A 19507-nucleotide genomic window follows, 5' to 3' on the forward strand; every position below is an offset into this window, starting at 1 on the left:
TACAAAAAAAGTATGATAAAATTTTCAGTATGATAAATGCAGGTCAACGATAACGCCAAATGTTAGGGAATTGTTAACGGTTTTTAATTAACAAATTTTTTGTAAAATGGAGGAATACAACGTTGTTGTTGTGGCAATGTATAGGTGTTTTGTGGTAATGTAGTAGTGAGATTATATTGATAATATGTACTCAACAAGGCCTTGTTCGTGAGGTAAGTCCATTTTTTTACGCAAACGATATCGTTTTATCTCCACACTTCGAACCGAAATATTCAATAACGGAGCTATTTCTTTAGAGGAAAGATTCAACCTCAAGTATGCACAAAGCCTTAAATCATTAGGTGTAAGTGTAGAATGTGCACTTTTAATTTTCTTAAGGAAATCTTTGTCGGCATTGTTAAAAGCTTCTTTGAACAAGTCCCAAGTGTCTTCTTCGCTAATGTTTTTATTGATGGTTGTGATTACAGTTTTGATGTTTTTCGAATTATCGTCGGTTTTCTTCAAATCTTCCTTGATGGAGGTCAATAATTCGTTCTTTTTAATCAGGCTCATGGTCGAAACAGCCAACTCACGGTTCTTGCTGTTCACATCCAACTCCAGTTGTTCGTTTTTGATTTTCAGAAGCTCTTGTTCAACTTCCATTTCCTTCAATTCAAGCTTTCTGTTGTTTTCCTCAATCAATTTATTTTTTTGATTTTGATAATAGGAGTTATAGGTTTTATGAACAAAAAATGCAATCACAAAAACGATTACCAGATAAATTAATATGGCTAAAGTTGTGGCATACCAAGGTCTTTCGATGGTGAATTTATATACAATTGTATTCTCCGAAAGCGAATTTCCAACTCGTGCCCTTGCCTTGAAAGTATAGTCTCCAAACGGCAAATTCTTAAAGCTCACATAGGGTTTGTTGGACCATTCGCTCCAATCCTCAAAATACCCTTCCAACAGATATTGGTATTCCGCAACTATGTATTTGTTGTATTCTGGAACACTGAAATTAAAGGTCAAATTGTTGGAACCAAAATCGATGCTTTCCTCTCCCGAATTGGAAATGTATTGAACATCCGAGTTGCTTTTGTTTTTATAAACCGTATTCAGATTGATGTCGAATTTATTGAAGTTCAACTCATTGATGTTCATGGAATAATAACCATCAGTTGTTCCAATGAAATAAGTGTTTTCGCCAATTCTGGAAATATTTTCATAACCGGGCATCGAATTATTGAGCGAATACGGAATGGGAATGGTGTTGAGTTTTGGCTCGTTGCTTAATTTTCCAACCGTAAAATAATTGATATTATTTTTAGTGAAAAGCCATAATTTATCTGATTTATCCACAATTAATTTCCCCGAACGGTATTCGTCGTTTTCAATTGCCTTGCTCAATATGGAATCTTTTTCAAACTTTTTATTCTTGTTGTTCAGCTTGAATATTCCTTCCTTTGAAGCATAAATAATGGCGTTGTTGAATTTTGCCAAACCCGCATTCTTGCCTTTTGCAGGAGATTTATAGGTTTCAAATTTTACAACTTTCGAGAAGTCGCTGTTCAATGATAATCTGAAAATGGCCTTATATTCGTGGCTAACGATGATTTCATTAGGATCATTTATTTCGAAAAATTTAGAAGAATAATCAAAACCTGCAATCTTGTTTTTGAATTTCCAACCTGTGGGTGTTTTTTCCAGAATACTGATTCCTGAATAATTTCCCTGCATCAGCTTGTTGGAATTATTTGGAAAGTTTTGAAATTTCCAAGTTCCGGATTGGTTGTAAATAACCGTTGAGGTTCCTTCATTGATGGTTAATGTTCCAGAATCGTGTCCACAAAACAAGGTATTGTCGTGTTCAAAAAGCGACCAGACCTGGCCTTTGGTTCCGCTGACAATTTGGTATTGATCGTTTGAATTATTGTTTTTATAAAACAAGCCCTGATTGGTTCCAACATAAATTTTATCATTGAAAACAATCGAAGAATATACGGTTCCCAAAATTCCTGTCTTGTCAAAAAAGGTTTTTATGGGCGATGAGATGTTCAAACAATCGATGCCATTATCCAACCCAATCCAAAGGTTTTTTTCCCGATCTTCAAAAAGCGAAAGAATGGTATTGTTGCTTAATCCTTGATTTTGAGTGATGTGATACAGCGTTTTTCCCTGTGGAGATATGATAAAAATACCATTGGAAATCGTTCCCAATGCAAAGTTGCCATCATTCAAGACGATACTTGCATAAATACTGGTGGAGTTCAGCAAGGCATCGGCTTCGGTATTCCATTTTGCCAAATTTCCTTCTGCGAATTTATAGAAACCACTGTATTGTGTTTGGATGAGTATGCCGTCTGCAACTGAAAAAATATTCAATACTTTTTTGTTCTTGATGATTTCATTTTCTATTAAAACATGGGCATTTCCGTTTTTAATTTCAAAAATACTTCCGTCAACGGTTTGAAAAAAGATGGCATCTTGGGCTTTAAAGGATTTTAAAATGCCACTTTTTGGTGTGATGATCTTGAATTTCTTGGTTTTGGTATCGTAGATGTAAATCCTGTTCAACGATTGAAAGATCACCCAATGATCATAATTGATGATGTTCCAAAACTGCTCATCATCAATTAGTTTATTTTTTATGGTATTGCTTAAAGAAGTATAATTCAGGATTCCTTTCTGATTTTTCATCCAATATCCAAACTCCATGTAGCAACCTGTATAAACCACATTATCAATCACCTTAACCGAACGTAAAATGGTTTCGTTTGGCGAAGGATACAATCTCCAATTTGCTCCATTAAACTCCAACAAACCTTCATTGTTGGCAATGTAAAGGAAATTTTTTTTGTCTTGGTCCAGCATCCAGTTTTGGTTTCCAGCTCCATACACTTCAGAACTGTATTTTACTATGGATGGAAGCTCCTGGGCAAATCCAAGAAATGGGAGTAATATTGAGAGAAATAAAAATTTAAGGGGTAAAATTTTCATAATGTGTTTTAAATCGATTGATAAAGATAGAAATATAAATATTCTTTCTCCAAAAAAGTAGAGATATTTTGAATAGTGCCTAACAATAGAAAAGCACGTTTTCTCTAGGAAAAAACGTGCTTGCTAACTAATAAAGAAAATTTATTTTTTGATGATTCTTGATGTAGATGTTTTGCCATCAACAGTAACTCTAGCGATGTAAACACCACTTTGAAAGCTTGAAAGATCAATTGTTTCAGTAGTTCTTGAAGCGTTCACTGCCAATACTTGTTGTCCAAGAGTGTTGTAGATGGTGATGTTCTCAATTGCTTTATCGGCACTTACATTAAACACATCCGAAACAGGATTTGGATACATTTTTACAGATGCCGTTTTAAAATCAACAGTTCCCAACGGAACATTGCTGAAGTAAACATTGTCAACATAAACTTTAGATCCACCGCCAACAAAGATCAATTGAGCAATGTGTTCTCTCGTTACCAAACCTGTAAAATCAGATAAAGGGATACTCATTGTGGTCCATTGGCTTTGAACAGGATTATTAAAAGTCAATTCGTGTTCTACGTCGTCTCCGCCTTGAAAAGCTCCATCTGCTCCAAAATCTACAAGTTTTATTTTGAAAATAGAGAAGTTCGGCGACCAAACATCAACATTGAAATATTCCATTGAAGTGATGTTAAGCTGATTAGTTACGGTTTCAATTCCAACGAAATCTAGTGCTGTATATTTTTTAGTGTCATTTCCGGCAATTTGAACCTCTTCTAAAATTGCATTGGACCAATCCGTCTTCCAAGTATCAACAGGAACATTTGTATAGGCATTGCTAAACATAGACATTACATTGGCCTGTGGCAAAGTAGGTGTTGGAGCGGCAACAGTTGGATCTTGTGGCAATATTACTTCATTGCTGAAAAATACATTATCAATAAATACTTTTCCACCACCACCAACTAGGATAAGTTGTGAAATATGCTCAAGCGATGTAAGGTTTGTAAAGTCGGCTAATGGAATACTGTAGGAAATCCAAGTAGATTGTGCAGGATTGTTAAAGGTAATCTCATGTTCGGAATCGTCACCAACACCAGGACCATCATAAATTCCATTTGCTCCAAAATCTACGAGTTTAATTCTAAAAACGGTAAAGTCTGGCGACCATACATTGATGTTAAATTTAGTCATACCGCTTGCATTAATCTGCGAAGTCACGGTTTCGATACCTGCAAAAACCAGCGGATTATATTTTTTTACATCGTTTCCAGCAATCTGCTCTTCGGTTAAAGTTGCATCCGACCAATCAGTCTTCCAAGTATCAACAGGAACATTGGTGTAAGTGTTGCTGAACAAAGAAATCACATCTGCCTGAGGAAAAGTTGGAGCTGGAGCCGCAACAGTTGGATCTGTTGGGACATTATTGGCTTCGTTTGTAAAGTATACATTATCAATAAAAACTGTTCCTGCACCTACAGGATTTCCAGAAAAAATGAGTTGTGCAATGTGATCCTTGTTCAATAAATTGGTAAAGTTAGCAAGAGGAATATCAAAACTCACCCAAGTATTTTGTGTAGGGGATTCAAAGGTAACTTCGTGTTCAGAATTATCTGTGCCTCCAAAAACACCATCAGGGCCAAAATCCACCAACTTTATTCTGAATGTAGTCATATTGGAAGTCCAAATATCAACATGAAAATAGGTCATATTCCCAGCATTTATAAGATTAGGACCAACGGTTTCAATACCCACAAAGCTTAGATTGCTGTATTTCTTAACGTCGTTTCCTGCTATTGAAAGATCTTCTAGAGCGGCAACTGACCAATCGGTTTTCCAAGTATCAACCGCTACATTCGTATAGGCATTGCTGAACATGGAAATAACATTTGCAGGATTCCTTGTTGGAACTGCTGGAGCATCTGTTGGAGCTTGTGAAAAAGCATAGGAACAGATTAAAAGAAAAAACGTTTGCGTAATTTTTTTCATGATATAATTGTTTTTTGTTATATCTCAAATTTACCAATGAATAAAGGCACTTCAAGCAAATAATAGCTATATAAAAACTATACAATTGCAAAACTTTCCTAAACTCAACTAAATCCGACATTCTAGGAATGAAGAAGTTCAATTTTTAAGAATTAATTTGTATGGTTTAGAATAAGATAATGCTAAATGTTGTGGTAATGTATTGTTTTTGAAAGATGGAATTTAAGTTCGTTTTTACATAATCAATGAAAATTGGTATAAAAAAATACCTAATTCTTATAATTAGCAGGAAATTAAATTGATAATTAAATTTAATAATGTTTATTTAATTGTATAAATATCTGAATATATGATAATTAATATCTTTTTATTGGCATAAAAGAAATCTTTACTTAAATTTTAACAACGAAATGATAATAAAAGGTTATTTTCGCTCGTTAAACATTAAAAATTATTAAATATGAAAAAGATTAAAACAGTATTGGTTGCATTTGTTTTGGCAGGATTAACATTAACTTCTTGCGGTAGTGATGACAATTCAGGACCAGCAACTCCAGCAACAGTTGTTGGAAAATGGACTCAAACAAGAACCGTAACTAAATTGGGTACTCAGGCAGAAACTTCAACACCTTATGAGTTTAATGTGGCAGGTTGTGACAAAAATTACATTGAATTCGCCACGGCTGGATCGTTGTTTAAGGAACAGTATTTCTTTAAAAATGGAGCGCAAGTTTGTGTGGAAGATACTCAAGCTACTGGAACATGGTCTAAAACAAACGAAACATTGACGATTAATTCACCAGAAAGTGCTTATGATGAAGTTTACAAAATCATAACGCTTTCAAACAGTCAGTTGGTAATTTCTTTTGATACACAAGCTGGTCCGAATACGCTTGTAACAACCTATTATTTTACTAAAATATAATTTCTAAATCCACAAGATTTTAGAAAGTATTCTAAAAGAAAAAGCATTACAATCATGATTGTAATGCTTTTTTTATTGGGTAGATTTTTGGTTTTATATAATTTCAGCACTCAATCCTGCCTCGAGTAACTGTGTGCATTGAGGCTTCAATTCATCTAAACTGCCCGTTTTCACAGTGCATTTCCCTTTGTAATGAACCAAAATCGCACATTGTTCTGCTTGTTCAGCAGTGTGGTGGCAAACCCTGATTAAGGTTTCAATAACATGGTCGAAAGTATTTACATCGTCATTGAACAAAACAATTTCGTTGTTGAATCCAACCGATTCTTCAACCAAAACCTCTTCTAAAACTTTTTCTATCGTGCTCATATTTATCTAATTAAAAATTAAAAATTAGAAATTAAAAAATCATTCTTTTGTATATTTCAGGGAAACCCAATTGTTCCGCTCGAATTTTTTAACGTATGCCAGTCCATTTTCCTTGCAGGAAGCATCAATAAACGGAATATCCTCTTCATAGAAACCACTCAAAAGCAAAATCCCCTCTTTATTCAAGCATTTCGAATAGGCTTCCATGTCGTTCAAAAGGATGTTTCGGTTGATGTTTGCAATGATCAAATCGTAGTTTTTATCTTCCAATAAAGAAGCATCGCCTTCATAAACAGTAATATGTTTGCAGTTGTTTCGTTCGGCATTTTCAATCGAGTTCAAGTAGCACCAATTGTCAATATCAATTGCATCGATTGGCTCGGCTCCTTTCATTTCGGCAAGGATTGCTAAAATGGCAGTTCCGCAACCCATATCTAATGTTTTCAAACCTTTCACCTCTGTTTCAAGCAAATGCTGGATCATCATGTGGGTGGTTTCGTGGTGTCCGGTTCCGAAGCTCATTTTTGGTTCGATGACAATATCAAATTCGGCATCGGTTTTTGGATGAAACGGAGCTCGAACGTGGCATTTTCCATCCACATCAATTGGCTCGAAATTTTTTTCCCATTCCTCATTCCAGTTTACCTGAGCTATTTCTTCTATTTTATAGGAAATTGTAAATTCAGGAGAGTTTAATATTTGAATATCTTCAAGGACGTCTTCTGACCAAAATTGCTTCTGGATGTAGGCTACAACGCCAAAATCACTTTCGGTGAAACTTTCAAAAGGTTTTTCGCCCAATTCGGCAACAAGGATTTCCGAACCGAGTTCTTTCGGTTCAACCGTAAAATGGTATCCTAAATAAATGTTCGACATTTTCTTGTTTTTTTGCAAAGGTACTAATCACTATTCAAACTCTTTTTTAGAATTGATTTTTTATTTTACTTTTGCCCGACTTAACCCAAACTTAACAATGAGAAATCTTACGTTGCTTCTAATGGTGCTTTTTGCATTTTCGCTAAATGCACAAGTTACCATCAAACAGAACAAGGATGATAATGATATAAAGCTTTCGGCGTTGCCTTATTATAATTTCGGAAAAGGAATCGGACTGACTTCTCCAGATAGTTTGTTTCAACTCAATATCCGTTTCAGGATGCAAAATCGTGTCACCTATATTGATAATGAAGAAGAAAAACCTGCCTATGACGGACAAATTCGTCGTTTAAGATTGCGTTTTGATGGTTATGTCGGTAGTCCAAAATTTCTTTATGCCATCCAGTTGTCTTTCGCTCCAGGCGATGTTGGTGAAGTCATTCCTGGTGAAAACATAAACATCATCCGTGATGCTGTGGTTTTTTACAGGCCTAATAAGAACTGGAACATTAGTTTCGGACAAACAAAACTTCCTGGAAATCGCCAACGTGTGAATTCATCGGGAGGTTTGCAGCTAACGGATCGTTCGATAAACAATGCAAAATTTACCATCGACAGGGATTTTGGTTTCCAAGTGCATAACATGAATGAGTATATGGATGAGTTATCCTATAATTTCAAAGGAGCGGTTTCAACAGGTGAAGGCCGAAACGTAACAGGCAAGTCTGATGATGGAGTGGCAGTTACAGCAAAAGCTGAAATATTTCCTTTTGGAGCCTTTCAAAAGGACGGTACCTATTTTGAAGGAGATGTAATTCGAGAGCAAAAACCAAAACTGATGCTTTCGGGAGCTTTTCAGCAAAATAACCATGCAAGACGCACACAAGGACAGCTTGGAGTCGATTTGTTTGAACCAAGAACCATGAAATCGGTGCTCTTGGATGCCATGTTCAAATACAACGGATGGGCGGCAATGACCAGCTATATGACAAGAGCTACCAACGAAAATGCAGTAACCTTCAATCCGGACGATGCCACGGATTTTAATTATGCCTTTGTGGGAGAAGGATTTGATTATCAGTTAAGTTATAATTTTCCTTCCAATTATGAAATCATTGGAAGATTCTCGACCCAGAAAGTAGGGAAGGACATCGAACTTCTGGCTCCAAACCAAAAACAATATAGTCTTGGAGTAACTAAATACATCTGGGAACATTCCTTCAAAGTGCAGACCGAACTAACGTTTGATGCCTTGAATTACTACGACGGAAGCAATAAAAACAACTGGTACCTGCGTTTTCAAGTAGAAATAGGAATATAAATCAACGTGTTGAGTAATATTACTTATTAAATCTGATTAAAATATTGATAACTAGTTTGTTTATGGCTGTTGTTTTCGAGAATATATTCATATAATTATGTAAAACGTTACATTTTTGTTAAATAAGCTAAAAAAACCTCTTAATTCTTTGCTGTATTGATTTTTAAATATATTTTTACGTTAGTTAATTAAACCTTATATTTTTATTATGAAAAAACTATTTTTATTTCTTGCTATGGCAAGTACAACTATGTTCGTATCATGCGGAAGCGATGATAATGGTGGAACACCAGGTCCAGTTGTACCAGTTGCAACTTCCATCACTTTATCTGTAAGTCTTGAAACTATCCAAGTTGGACAATCAGTAACGTTAACTGTAACTGACAACCTTACAAACAATGTAACAAGTACCTCTACTTTTACAGCAAACAACGTTGCTCTGCCAAGTGCGACTTTTACACCAACTGAAGCTGGATCTTTTAGCATCGTTGCTAAATATGAAACAGCTGATGGGGTTTTAACAAGTGCTCCTAAAGTTATTACAGTTACAGCTGCTCCAGTTCCTTCTGCTGGGAAATATACTTTTGCAGGAAACGATTATGAAGTAGATAATATGTTCTTTAGAATTCATGGAACTGGTTCAAATGCAACAGTATTGAATTTTGGTTCAGAAGAGCAACCAGACTATCGTTCACTTTGGGCAGGAATTGCATACAATGGTGCAGAGAATGGTATTGCTACTGCGACTCATTATTATGAATATATGGTAACAATACCAGTTCTATATGATGGTACAAATTTCACATTACAATACCCAGGGGAAGCTGAAGCTGAAGTTTATAATATTTATGCGGATTTTGATCAAGCCCCTTTTGATTTAGAAGCCGTAACGGGGGGTAGTGCAACATTTGATAGTTTTAATTATGTACAAAACGGAGTATCTTCAAGTGCTAACAGCAGTGTATTCGGAGATGGAGCAAACACAATTATTTCTCATGAATTTGATGGAGATTTAACAACTGATTTGGCTCCACTTGGTGTAACTAATTTATTGGGTAGTAGTAGAAGTAATGTTCATAACAAAACTTTTCCAGCTACAATGATTAAAATGAAAGATCTTAAAAAAGTTATTCCAGCTTCAAAAGCAAAGGTTCAGTCTTTTAAAGCTAAGAGATAATTTATATAATTATTTACTAACCCGATTACGAAAGTAATCGGGTTTTTTGTTTTATATAATTATCACAAAAAAGTAATTATTTAATATTATAATAATATCTATCCTACATTTTTTTTCTTAAATTTGAGACTTAACCCTTAAATCTTTTTATTATGAAAAAACATGTTATTGTTTTCGGATTGTTGTTTTTTAGTGTTGTTAGTTTTGGTCAGAATACAAATATATTTCCACTAAATGGTAATGTTGGTATTGGAACAATTACCCCTTTAACAAGACTTGAGGTCTTGGCTACTGGAACTATACCCGCGACGCAGAATATTGGCTACTTTGGATCTATAACAAAAGAATTAACTATAAATTCATATGCGGGACTTTTTATGAATTATAATGCGACGACAAGTTTTCCGACTTCTTATAGATCATTCAAATTACAATATGTAAGTGGACAAAATACTTCCACGACTTTTAATAAAGGTTTTATAGAATTCAATAGGCCCGCCACAACAAACACAACAATTTCTGCAATATCTTTTGGAAATAGTGATATAGAATTCATGCGTATCAACCAAAACGGTAAAGTACGAATTGGAAACGGTGCTAATGATATTAAAACGCCAGATGGCTATAAGCTCTTTGTGGAGGAAGGAATTCTTACTGAAAAAGTAAAAGTGGCTGTTAAAACAACTGGTAATTGGGCAGATTATGTATTCAATGAAGAATATAGCTTGATGCCATTAAACGAAGTAGAAGCTTTTGTAAAAGAAAACAAACACCTTCCTAATGTTCCTTCTGCTACTGAAATGGTGGAGAATGGTCTTGATGTAGCTCAAATGGATGCTAAACTTTTAGAAAAAGTGGAAGAGCTTACTTTGTATATCATTGAGCAAAATAAGCAAATTGAGGAATTAAAAGTGGCTGTTCAAATCTTAATGGAGAAAAAATAATATAAGTTAATTTAAAATAGTTAATTATGAAAAAACTTATATTTTATTTAGTCATCCTATTGGGAGGGTTGCCGACCTTTTCGCAAATTATTAAATCACCGGTAATAAAAGGAGAAACATCGTGTGGAAGCGACATAGTAATGCAGAAGTTATTGGAAGAAAATCCGCATCTGCAGGGGGTATTAGACTCTAACGATGAATTGATACGCAAGAGATATCCTAAACTTAGAAGACGCACAGGAGGACAACCTTTAATAACTATTCCGGTGGTTGTGTATGTTGTTCACGATGGTACTGCAGCTGTAAACATATCCGATGCACAAGTGCAAAGCCAGATTGCTGTAATGAATCAGTTTTTTTCTGATTTCAACATTCAATTCTGTTTGGCTACTCAAATAGAGAATATCAATCATACACCTATTCCGATACTTAGCAATATGACACAGGCAACGCCTGGTATAGTTCATGTTAATAACGCTACATTGGCTAATCATAGCGCTGACAGTTTTACATCGCAATCGCAGTTAATTAGTGGTACGGTAGGAAATGCCCCTATTACACCCGACAAATTTTTGCGTATTTGGGTAGTTAAGAGCATTATGCTTAATAACCAACCTTCAAGCGTAGCGGGCTATTCACCTTTTCCTTTAACACCTTCGGTTTTGGATGGTGTTGTGATGCGTTATGATGTTTTTGGAAGTAATACTGATTGTACTGGATGTTACGCTCTATTGCCAAACTACAATATGGGAAAAGTATTGATTCATGAACTTGGACATTATTTTAATCTTTACCATACTTTTCAGGGAGCTTGTTCGGGTTCGGGTTCAGATTGTGAAACGGCAGGCGATAAAGTATGCGACACACCACAGGCAAACGGACCGGTTGCATCATGCGCAACCCCAATGAACACCTGTACAGCTAATCCGGATATGGATAACTTGAGTAATTTTATGAGCTATACATTTGATTCCTGTAAGGATCATTTTACAACGGGCCAATCAGAACGAATGTACGCCTCGTTATATGAGTTAAGAAGCAAACTTTTCTCAACTCCTAATCTTGTAAATGCAGGCGCTTGTGCGGATAATCTTGTTTCTTCTGAGATTACCGCCGACGAAGTGTTTGTTTGTGCTAATACTGCTATTGCTTTATCAGCTCCCTACACCAGCACAACTGATTATAGCTACTCCTGGAATTTTGGAGATCCTGCATCGGGCAATAATACTGCTAATACTCCGTCGGCTTCTCATGTATATGGCACAGCACAAAGTGGGCCCTATGTGGTGACGCTAACTGTGACCAGAAACAGCGATGGCATAGTGTCGACGTCTCAAATAAATATATTTGTCACCGCCTGCCAGCCAATTACCGGTTCTAATTCTACATGGTTTACTTCGAGAAGCAACCTGCTAAAATTTAACACTGGTATACCCAAATTTGATCCTGCTTTTCCGGAAAATCAGGACTCGGTGTATGCATTGATGAACCAAAACGATTCTCAGGGGAATATATTATTTTATTCCAATAAGCTTAATATATGGAATGCAAACAACCAACCTATCAATTTAGCAGGGCAAATGTTGACAGAGGATTCGTGGGATGGTCGAATCAATTCGATACTGGTGTTACCCAAAACTACGGCAAATTCATATTATGTATTTACGAATTCTGAAGCTACACCGGTACAGGAGGGCAATCTATCGGATATCCACGGATTTCGTTTTCATGAAGTTCAGGTTACAAACGGGATAGCGGCAATGGTATCACAACGGCAACCCATTACAGTACCGGGCAGTGCAGGGTTTAGTACTGCGGCGGGAGCCGCATATAGCGGCGAAGGAATTGTTGCTATAAAAAAATCTAGTTACCCATCAGATAATAACTATTGGATCATAACCAGCTTAAAAAAAGTAAGTAATAGCAAAAGGTATTTAACGGTTTTCAGTTATAATGGAAGCAATATAAATGGCGGCTTAACTTATGTAAGCAGCTTTGAGTTGCCACTCAATTTTCTTCGCCCTACTTTGGAAGCTTCGCCAAATGGAAATAAATTATTTGCATCCTCGTTGTTCACAGATCATTCTTTAGTACTTGATTTTAACAAGACAGATGGAACAATAGGCACGCCGGTTACCCTGAATGGATTATCTAGAATAGAAGGAGCTGCATTTAGCCCGGATTCGCGATTACTTTACATCCTGAGCCAGAAGCGATCAGTTTTTCAGGTAAATCTGAATTCTACAAATCTGAACCAGAGTAAAGTCAAGGTATATACAGATCTGGATTTTATAGAGCAGATGCAAACAGGTCCTGATAGAAAGATATACATCGGTAGTTATACAAATCGACTAAGAGTTATCCATAATCCAGATATACTGTGTTCGCAGGAAGACTATAATGCATGTAACGTTGATCCGAATGGACCTAAAAAAGCGATATCGGTTCCTACTCAGTATTTGTTACTTGGCCCGGGACTGCCGAATGTAATAGATGCAACTCAGGAGAATACATATCCTAATACTACTACATCGATAAGCGGTTACATTACCGGGTGCCATACCTACAAATTTTTCCCTGATCATACCGGCACTTCGTTTAATTGGAATTTTGGCGATAGTGCTTCAGGTGCTGCAAATACATCAACGCTTGCCAATCCTTCGCATACTTTTACAATCGGAAATTTGCCAAGCTATACCTTTGTAGTTACACTCCGAAATGCCAGTAATACTATTTTGGCAACAAAGACAATTACTATTGCCAATACTGTGGCTTACACCATTGAAGGAAGTTATGAGGTTTGTCCTCAATCTGAAACCCCACTGACAAATAACTTTGTTGACCTTCAAAACCATGAATCCATCAAATGGACCATCACTTCGGGTACCGGTGCATTTGAAGGACCGGACAACCAGTCGAATGCTTTGGTGAACTGGAGTATTTTACCGGGTGTGCTCACGGCTACTATTACAAATGCTGCGGGATGCATCACAACTTTGGTGAAAAATATCGCCGAATCTTGTGAAGAAGAAATTTGCCCGGTTAACCTCATATTTAATGCGGTTGATTCCACAACAGCAATCCACAAAGTATCAGGTACTATTGTTACCGAAGTCAATTATTCTGTTCCAACAGGAGTGAGCATTGAAATGCTTGCTGGAGAAAGTATTATGCTAACACCAAATTCATACATCAATTCTGGAGCTGTGTTTACAGCTGAAATAGGGGATTGCTTATCGTATCAAAGCCGACAATCTGAAGAGTATGGAAATGTTTCCCAAGGAGAAACACTAAATTATGACGATGTTATACCAGAATATGCTAGTACAGCGATTAGTATTTTTCCAAATCCGGCCAATAGCCTAATAACCATTTATTCACCCAATTCTGATTTGATGAGTGTTACGATCGTCTCCTTAGACGGAAAGGTCATTTTTAACAAATCGCTCCACAAGGTAAACGAAACTGTAGTAAACATTGAGAGTTTTTCAAGAGGAATATACATCGTCTTAACCCAAACAGCAGATGGGCAGAAACAAAATTCTAAAATAATTAAGAACTAAGATTTGCTTAATGCAGAAAAATGCGGCCTTCATGGACTTACGCCAAAAAGTTAGACGGGGTTAAAAATTAATTAAGATTTTCTGAATGAGCCCGGTGCATACCGGGCTCATTTTATTTAAAAGCCTGATTCTATCTTTACTTCATGTGGAGCTTGGTCGAACTCGTGTTGTCTGGATGCTGATAATTGCAGTCTTCCGTATCCTCAAATCTATTCAAACGGTGGTTACATTGGTAGCCAGCCCTGTAATGTGGCTTACAATTTATATATTTTCCAAACCATAGAGGCAGGTGATATTGTGAAAGAAGAAGCATTCAATACCATAACAGCAGTAAGCACAATCGAACATATTACCATGCTGGTAATGCTGTTCTTCTTAATCCAGGTTTTACAGCCGAAGCAGGTTCTTTTTTTATGCAAATATTTCTGGATGTGTTTATTCGCCTCAACAAATGTCGCAATCAGCAAACAAAGCTAAGATAGTTGCTAATGATGAGGAAAATGTTTTAGAGAATGAACTCAAAAAGGAGTATGTTGTCATTAGTCCAAACCCATCATCATCTACAGTTGATATTTCAGTAGAGAATTTGAAAATGAATAATATTGTGATTAGTTCAATGGATGGAAGAGTAATGTTTAACAAAAAGGTAAATAATGTAACTTCTTATAAGTTGCATATTTCTAGCTACAACAGAGGAGTTTATATGATAACTGTGACTGATTCTCATGGTAAAATTATCACCGAAAAATCATTAAAGAATAAACCTATTTTTATTTTATAGAAAAAGCCACTTTCGAGTGACTTTCTTATCTTGAGAGGAAAATTATTTCCTATTCCTATCCATCCTCATATTAATAAACTCTACAGCAAGCGAAAAAGCAATTGCAAAATATAAATACCCTTTTGGAACGGCACCAACATGCTGTCCTACCAGTTGAGCATTGGAAAGGTGCATGCTTTCGGTCATCAGCATAAAGCCAATCAAAATCAAGAAAGCAAGTCCCAAAATTTGAATCGAAGGGTTGGCATTCACAAAATTCCCGACAGGAACTGCAAACAGCATCATAACACCTACGGAAATAACTACTGCCGTAACCATGATATAAAGAGCTCCTTCGAGTCCGTTGGTCATCCCCACAGCTGTCAGTATTGAATCTACTGAAAATATAAGGTCTATCATCAAGATTTGCACAATTACACTCGAAAAAGATTTCCTAGCTACCTTGCCTAAATTAATTTCTTCATGACCTTTATCTTCCACTTTTTCGCGGATTTCCTTCGTACTCTTATAAATAAGAAACAATCCACCCAAGAGCAGGATCATAGCTTGACCGGTGATATCGGCACTGAACCACCCAAAATCAAATGAAAACCAAGGTGCCTTCATGGCAATCAAAAGCGTGATACCAAACAGCAACCCAATTCGCATGAACATCGCGAGGAATAGACCTATCCTTGTGGCTCTTTTACGTTTTTCAGCTGGCAGTTTCCCTGTGACAATCGAAATAAAGATAATGTTGTCAATCCCGAGGATAATTTCCAAGAAGGTTAATGTTAATAAGGCAATCCAAGCGTCGATAGTTAAAAATACTTCCATCTTTTTTAGTTATAAGTTATTAGTTGTCGGTTGTCGGTTTCTTCGCTTAATCCAAAATCTCAAATCCTCAATCTAAAATCTTTTTCACTGTTCCAGTTTGCTTTTCAGGACTTCCCACAATTCCGAATTCAAATGTATAGGAATCTTTTGTAGTAGACAATATTTTCATTGAAATGGCCTTCTTTTCCTGCATATTTTTCGGGTTGATCTTCTGGATCACATATTCGCAATCGTTGATCCACTTGATGGAAGAGGTGTCTGATTTTCCTTCGTAGAAATCAATTTCCTGATTTTCGGTTCGAATGAAGGTTGTGGTTTTCTTCACGCCATCTACTTCATAATCAAATTGAAATTTTCCAGTCTTGAAATCCTTGCATTTTCTTTCTGGCGTTTCAAAACAGGAGCACAAAAGGAGCAAGGCGAGGAGTGAGGTTGTTTTTTTCATTGCAATTTTTTTAATTCTTCGTCGGTGAAGTTTTTGATGGTTTTTCTTTTGAAAATTTCTCGGCATTGTAATTGTTTGATTTGTTCTTTGGGATCGAAAGGCTGTCCCATTCACCACTCTTCAAAAGCTTGGCATAAAAAACAATCTGCCCGATGTGATAGGGGTAATGGGCCAATTGCCGGTTGATGGCTTCGATAACCGTATGACCTTCGTTTCGGATGTAAATAATTTGAGATAAATTGCTGTTTGTTAGTGTGTTTAAGGTGTTTGTAAAACAATCCCAACCTTTGTTCCATAAGTCTAAAAGTTCTTCTTTTGTTGTAATGGTTTCCTCGAATTCATCATCACGGTTTCGCCATTCCTTTTCGCCATCAGAGGTTAGAAAATCGGTCCATCTTGAAAGCATATTGCCCGAAAGATGCTTTACGATTACGGCAATAGAATTGGTGTTTTCGTTTACAGAAACAAAAAGCTGATCGGGTTCTAATTGCTCAAAAGCTTTTTCTCCCAAAGTCTTGTAATACAGAAATTGCTTTTTAACGCTTTCTAGATAAGAAACATTTGCCTCCATGTTATTGAATTTTGATTCCGTATTTTTCTAGAAGTCCGGGAATTCCCTGTGTGGCAAATTTTGCTTTCCGCATTGGGTTAAATTCAGGGTCGATGGTATAATTGTAGGCGGTTAGAAAATCGACTTCCTTGAGTTCGGTATCATTAAAAATGGCTCCACTCAAATCCGTATTGTCAAAGGTTGAACCTGAAAGGTTGGCTCCGATAAAAATTACATCTTTCAAAGAAGAATTGATGAATTGGGTCTTCGGTATTTTCTTGTTGGCAAACGACGAATAATCCAGAATAGATTCTACAAAATAAACACTGAAAAGGAAATCCTCACATTCATTAAATTGAATGCCAAGCAGTTTGCAGTTCTTGAAGCTCACATTTTTCATGCTTGAACCTGAAAGTTTCGTCATTGCCAGATTGCAATCAATAAACTCACAATCTGCAAAAGTGTTATACGAAAAATCACTGCTCGAAAAATCACAATTCTTGAAAATACATCCTTCAAACTCGCGGTTGTTGATTTTTTTATCAAGGTAGATGACCTTTTCGAAGGTTTTATAGAGGTGAATTAGGTTTTCCATTACTTATCAAACATACTTTTAATAATCGTTTTAATTCCTAAGAAAACCAATACCATTCCGGTAAGGCAAACCAAGATTCCGATACTCAAAATCAACCAATACAGAGGCTGGAGCTTATTTATAAAAGCAAAATGAATAATTGCAGGACCAATAAACAAAGCCGGCAAAGCCCACGACATATAGGAAATTCCCTTGGATAATATTTTTCTATTGGTTCCCACAATTATTTTAGATTTCAGATTTTAGATTTCAGAATGAAACCCTTAACTCATAATTTATAACTTATAATTCTCCACCGCTTTCCTCACGCTTCCATATTTTTTGAGCAATTCCGAAGCTTCTTCGTATGAAACATTGATTTCCGAGATAATCATTTTCACACCTCTATCAACCAATTTATCATTGCTCAATTGCATATCGACCATCTTGTTGCCTTTTACTCTCCCGAGTTGTATCATCGTAGAAGTAGAAATCATATTTAAGACTAATTTTTGAGCAGTTCCGGCTTTCATTCTTGAGCTTCCCGTGACAAATTCAGGCCCAACAATTACTTCGATAGGAAATTTGGCAGTTTGCGATAACGGACTTCTGGCATTGCAAGAAATACTTCCGGTGGAAATATTATTTTCGTTGCATTTTTCCAATCCGCCAATAACATAAGGAGTCGTTCCCGATGCTGCAATTCCGATAACCACATCATTTTCAGAGATATTTTGCTCTTGCAGGTCAAGCCAGGCTTGGGTTTTGTTGTCTTCTGCATTTTCTACGGCTCTTCGGATGGCTTTGTCTCCACCGGCTATAATTCCGTTTACCAAATCGAAGGCAACACCAAAAGTTGGTGGACATTCCGATGCATCTACAATTCCTAATCGTCCAGAAGTTCCGGCTCCAATGTAGAAAAGTCTTCCGCCCAATTTCATTTTGGAAACAATTTCAGTTACCAAATTTTCTATTTGAGGCAATGCTTTTTCAACCGCAAACGGAACGGTTTTGTCTTCGTTATTGATGTTGGCAAGCAATTCTGCAACCGACATTTTTTCTAAATGTTCGTATTTCGAGGATTGTTCGGTGGTTTTGGTGAAGGTAATCATGAATGATTGTTTTGAATTTGTTTGAGTTCGTTTTCGATATAATTTTTCAAATCATTTTTATCTGGTAATTGAACAAGGTAATTTCTCACAAACAAATTTTCTTCCATTCCAGCAGTTGCATATTCTACTAAAGCTTTGTTTTGATTTGTAACTAGTAAAATTCCAATTGTAGGATTATCTGTTTCAAGCTTTATCTCTTTATTGTAATAGTTGATATAAGTATTTAACTGTCCAGCATTATAATGGTTGAAGCTTTCAATCTTGAGTTCAATAAGAATATGGCATTTTAGAATACGATGATAAAAAACGAGGTCGATATAAAAATATTCTTCACCAATTAATATCCTCTTTTGTCTAGATTCAAAACAAAAACCATTTCCCAATTCTAATATAAATTGTTGAATATGAGTTAGTAATTCTGTTTCTAGTTCGCTTTCTGAAACTGTATTTTGATTGGGTAAGTCTAAAAATTCAAAAACATAATAATCTTTCAATATGTTTTTGAACTCTAATTTTTCTGATTTACGGTTAACTTCAGTTTGTAATTCTTTTTTAGCTTTTGATAAACCACTTCGTTCAAAATACAGACTTTCAATTTGTCTTTTAAGCTCTCTCGTACTCCAAATTCCAGTAATACATTCAACTTCATAAAAAGTTCTTTTTTCAGTTTCTGTAATTTTCATTAATTCACTAAAATGACTGAAAGAAAGTTTGGAAAGTAGAGTATCTAGAATATTTATACTTTCATAAGATTGGGCAGGCAGTGTCTGCCCAATTGGTTCTTTTGGATAATTTAGTATTTTGAATTCGGCAGGCAGTGTTTGCCCAATCTCTGGATAATTAAGGTAAAACTGTCTAAATAATTTTAAATTTCTAAATGATAATCCCTTTGTATTTAGAGCTAAAGCCAAATTTTCTATAAGGTTTTCACCATATTTTGCTCGTTCGATTCCTTTTTGTTCAAATTCAACTATATAATAGCCAATCATCCAATTTCTGATTGTTAAAGCTCGATTGACAGCACTAATTGATTGTTGCTGAAGCTTAATGTGGACTTGATTTATATTTTGAATTAATCTACTAAAATTCATTTTGAAATTA

Annotated in this window: 18 protein-coding genes and 1 pseudogene; 7 read left to right on the top strand and 12 right to left on the bottom strand. The window is 35.9% G+C overall.

Going from position 1 to position 19507, the window contains the following annotated elements; translation table 11 throughout:
* Window positions 1-171 precede the first annotated feature (171 nt).
* Window positions 172-2979 carry a helix-turn-helix and ligand-binding sensor domain-containing protein gene (locus J2X31_RS11685; RefSeq protein ID WP_310026919.1) on the bottom strand — a complete coding sequence of 936 codons (2808 nt, stop codon included), beginning with the start codon at window positions 2977-2979 and terminating at the stop codon, window positions 172-174.
* 141 nt (window positions 2980-3120) lie between these two features.
* Entirely contained in the window at window positions 3121-4953 is a 1833-nt protein-coding gene (locus tag J2X31_RS11690; RefSeq protein WP_310026921.1) for a T9SS type A sorting domain-containing protein, read from the bottom strand.
* Between the two features lie 460 nt (window positions 4954-5413).
* On the opposite strand from J2X31_RS11690, the gene J2X31_RS11695 reads away from it, so the two are divergent.
* Window positions 5414-5878, top strand: coding sequence for a lipocalin-like domain-containing protein (locus tag J2X31_RS11695; RefSeq protein ID WP_310026922.1), 465 nt, complete (start codon window positions 5414-5416; stop codon window positions 5876-5878).
* Window positions 5879-5971: 93 nt separating this feature from the next.
* Here J2X31_RS11695 and J2X31_RS11700 read toward each other — a convergent pair whose 3' ends face one another.
* Window positions 5972-6247 (bottom strand): ATP-dependent Clp protease adaptor ClpS, encoded by a 276-nt coding sequence (locus tag J2X31_RS11700; protein ID WP_310026924.1) that lies wholly within the window; start codon window positions 6245-6247, stop codon window positions 5972-5974.
* 39 nt (window positions 6248-6286) lie between these two features.
* The gene (prmA, locus tag J2X31_RS11705) at window positions 6287-7123 is read right to left on the bottom strand and encodes a 50S ribosomal protein L11 methyltransferase (RefSeq protein WP_310026927.1); all 837 of its coding nucleotides are present in this window, start codon (window positions 7121-7123) and stop codon (window positions 6287-6289) included.
* Window positions 7124-7220: 97 nt separating this feature from the next.
* Here prmA and J2X31_RS11710 point away from each other — a divergent pair, with 97 nt between their 5' ends.
* The 3 genes from J2X31_RS11710 to J2X31_RS11720 all read left to right on the top strand — a co-directional run bounded on the left by J2X31_RS11710 (window position 7221) and on the right by J2X31_RS11720 (window position 10565).
* Window positions 7221-8444, top strand: coding sequence for a porin (locus J2X31_RS11710; protein WP_310026929.1), 1224 nt, complete (start codon window positions 7221-7223; stop codon window positions 8442-8444).
* Window positions 8445-8679: 235 nt separating this feature from the next.
* On the top strand, window positions 8680-9621 hold the full coding sequence (locus J2X31_RS11715) for an Ig-like domain-containing protein (RefSeq protein ID WP_310026931.1): 942 nt from the start codon (window positions 8680-8682) through the stop codon (window positions 9619-9621).
* Between the two features lie 152 nt (window positions 9622-9773).
* Window positions 9774-10565 carry a hypothetical protein gene (locus J2X31_RS11720; RefSeq protein ID WP_310026933.1) on the top strand — a complete coding sequence of 264 codons (792 nt, stop codon included), beginning with the start codon at window positions 9774-9776 and terminating at the stop codon, window positions 10563-10565.
* A 251-nt stretch (window positions 10566-10816) separates the two neighbouring features.
* Here the strand turns inward: J2X31_RS11720 and J2X31_RS11725 are convergent, their stop codons facing one another.
* A complete protein-coding gene (locus tag J2X31_RS11725; RefSeq protein ID WP_310026934.1) occupies window positions 10817-10978 on the bottom strand; it encodes a hypothetical protein in 162 nt (53 codons plus the stop codon).
* Window positions 10979-11164: 186 nt separating this feature from the next.
* Between J2X31_RS11725 and J2X31_RS11730 the strand changes: the two genes are divergently transcribed.
* The 3 genes from J2X31_RS11730 to J2X31_RS11735 all read left to right on the top strand — a co-directional run bounded on the left by J2X31_RS11730 (window position 11165) and on the right by J2X31_RS11735 (window position 14909).
* Entirely contained in the window at window positions 11165-14128 is a 2964-nt protein-coding gene (locus J2X31_RS11730) for a M43 family zinc metalloprotease (RefSeq protein WP_310026936.1), read from the top strand.
* 311 nt (window positions 14129-14439) lie between these two features.
* On the top strand, window positions 14440-14610 hold the full coding sequence (locus J2X31_RS18245) for a 3-coathanger stack domain-containing protein (protein WP_374725223.1): 171 nt from the start codon (window positions 14440-14442) through the stop codon (window positions 14608-14610).
* The gene (locus tag J2X31_RS11735; protein ID WP_310026938.1) at window positions 14580-14909 is read left to right on the top strand and encodes a T9SS type A sorting domain-containing protein; all 330 of its coding nucleotides are present in this window, start codon (window positions 14580-14582) and stop codon (window positions 14907-14909) included. Before J2X31_RS18245 ends, J2X31_RS11735 begins: the two co-directional genes overlap by 31 nt.
* A 42-nt stretch (window positions 14910-14951) precedes the next feature.
* On the opposite strand, the gene J2X31_RS11740 is transcribed toward J2X31_RS11735, so the two are convergent.
* From J2X31_RS11740 to J2X31_RS11770, 7 genes and pseudogenes are all read right to left on the bottom strand, one after another.
* Window positions 14952-15725, bottom strand: a complete 774-nt coding sequence (locus J2X31_RS11740) for a TerC family protein (RefSeq protein ID WP_310026939.1) — start codon at window positions 15723-15725, stop codon at window positions 14952-14954.
* 67 nt (window positions 15726-15792) lie between these two features.
* On the bottom strand, window positions 15793-16170 hold the full coding sequence (locus J2X31_RS11745; RefSeq protein ID WP_310026941.1) for a DNA topoisomerase IV: 378 nt from the start codon (window positions 16168-16170) through the stop codon (window positions 15793-15795).
* Window positions 16167-16741 (bottom strand): annotated as a pseudogene (locus tag J2X31_RS11750) (DUF1572 family protein). Before J2X31_RS11750 ends, J2X31_RS11745 begins: the two are co-directional and overlap by 4 nt.
* A 1-nt stretch (window position 16742) precedes the next feature.
* Entirely contained in the window at window positions 16743-17315 is a 573-nt protein-coding gene (locus J2X31_RS11755) for a pentapeptide repeat-containing protein (protein WP_310026942.1), read from the bottom strand.
* Window positions 17315-17536: a DUF6095 family protein gene (locus tag J2X31_RS11760; RefSeq protein WP_310026943.1), complete on the bottom strand. Its 222-nt coding sequence runs from the start codon at window positions 17534-17536 to the stop codon at window positions 17315-17317. The genes J2X31_RS11755 and J2X31_RS11760 overlap by 1 nt, the downstream gene beginning before the upstream one ends.
* A gap of 54 nt (window positions 17537-17590) precedes the next feature.
* Window positions 17591-18403, bottom strand: coding sequence for an N-acetylmuramic acid 6-phosphate etherase (gene murQ, locus J2X31_RS11765; protein ID WP_310027105.1), 813 nt, complete (start codon window positions 18401-18403; stop codon window positions 17591-17593).
* Window positions 18403-19497, bottom strand: coding sequence for a PDDEXK nuclease domain-containing protein (locus tag J2X31_RS11770; protein ID WP_310026944.1), 1095 nt, complete (start codon window positions 19495-19497; stop codon window positions 18403-18405). Before J2X31_RS11770 ends, murQ begins: the two co-directional genes overlap by 1 nt.
* Window positions 19498-19507: the final 10 nt, after the last annotated feature.

The organism is Flavobacterium arsenatis (assembly GCF_031456785.1).
In the GTDB taxonomy this organism is placed as follows: Bacteria; Bacteroidota; Bacteroidia; order Flavobacteriales; family Flavobacteriaceae; genus Flavobacterium; species Flavobacterium arsenatis.

Excerpts from the sequence above, each read along its gene's own strand:
- J2X31_RS11740 (WP_310026939.1), bottom strand. The coding sequence starts at position 15,725 with ATGGAAGTATTTTTAACTATCGACGCTTGGATTGCCTTATTAACATTA.
- prmA (WP_310026927.1), bottom strand. The coding sequence starts at position 7,123 with ATGTCGAACATTTATTTAGGATACCATTTTACGGTTGAACCGAAAGAA.
- J2X31_RS11730 (WP_310026936.1), top strand. The coding sequence starts at position 11,165 with ATGCTTAATAACCAACCTTCAAGCGTAGCGGGCTATTCACCTTTTCCT.
- J2X31_RS11770 (WP_310026944.1), bottom strand. The coding sequence starts at position 19,497 with ATGAATTTTAGTAGATTAATTCAAAATATAAATCAAGTCCACATTAAG.
- J2X31_RS11735 (WP_310026938.1), top strand. The coding sequence starts at position 14,580 with ATGTCGCAATCAGCAAACAAAGCTAAGATAGTTGCTAATGATGAGGAA.
- J2X31_RS11745 (WP_310026941.1), bottom strand. The coding sequence starts at position 16,170 with ATGAAAAAAACAACCTCACTCCTCGCCTTGCTCCTTTTGTGCTCCTGT.
- J2X31_RS11715 (WP_310026931.1), top strand. The coding sequence starts at position 8,680 with ATGGCAAGTACAACTATGTTCGTATCATGCGGAAGCGATGATAATGGT.
- J2X31_RS11755 (WP_310026942.1), bottom strand. The coding sequence starts at position 17,315 with ATGGAAAACCTAATTCACCTCTATAAAACCTTCGAAAAGGTCATCTAC.
- J2X31_RS11710 (WP_310026929.1), top strand. The coding sequence starts at position 7,221 with ATGAGAAATCTTACGTTGCTTCTAATGGTGCTTTTTGCATTTTCGCTA.
- J2X31_RS11685 (WP_310026919.1), bottom strand. The coding sequence starts at position 2,979 with ATGAAAATTTTACCCCTTAAATTTTTATTTCTCTCAATATTACTCCCA.
- J2X31_RS11720 (WP_310026933.1), top strand. The coding sequence starts at position 9,774 with ATGAAAAAACATGTTATTGTTTTCGGATTGTTGTTTTTTAGTGTTGTT.
- J2X31_RS11695 (WP_310026922.1), top strand. The coding sequence starts at position 5,414 with ATGAAAAAGATTAAAACAGTATTGGTTGCATTTGTTTTGGCAGGATTA.
- J2X31_RS11700 (WP_310026924.1), bottom strand. The coding sequence starts at position 6,247 with ATGAGCACGATAGAAAAAGTTTTAGAAGAGGTTTTGGTTGAAGAATCG.
- J2X31_RS11725 (WP_310026934.1), bottom strand. The coding sequence starts at position 10,978 with ATGATTGATATTCTCTATTTGAGTAGCCAAACAGAATTGAATGTTGAA.
- J2X31_RS11690 (WP_310026921.1), bottom strand. The coding sequence starts at position 4,953 with ATGAAAAAAATTACGCAAACGTTTTTTCTTTTAATCTGTTCCTATGCT.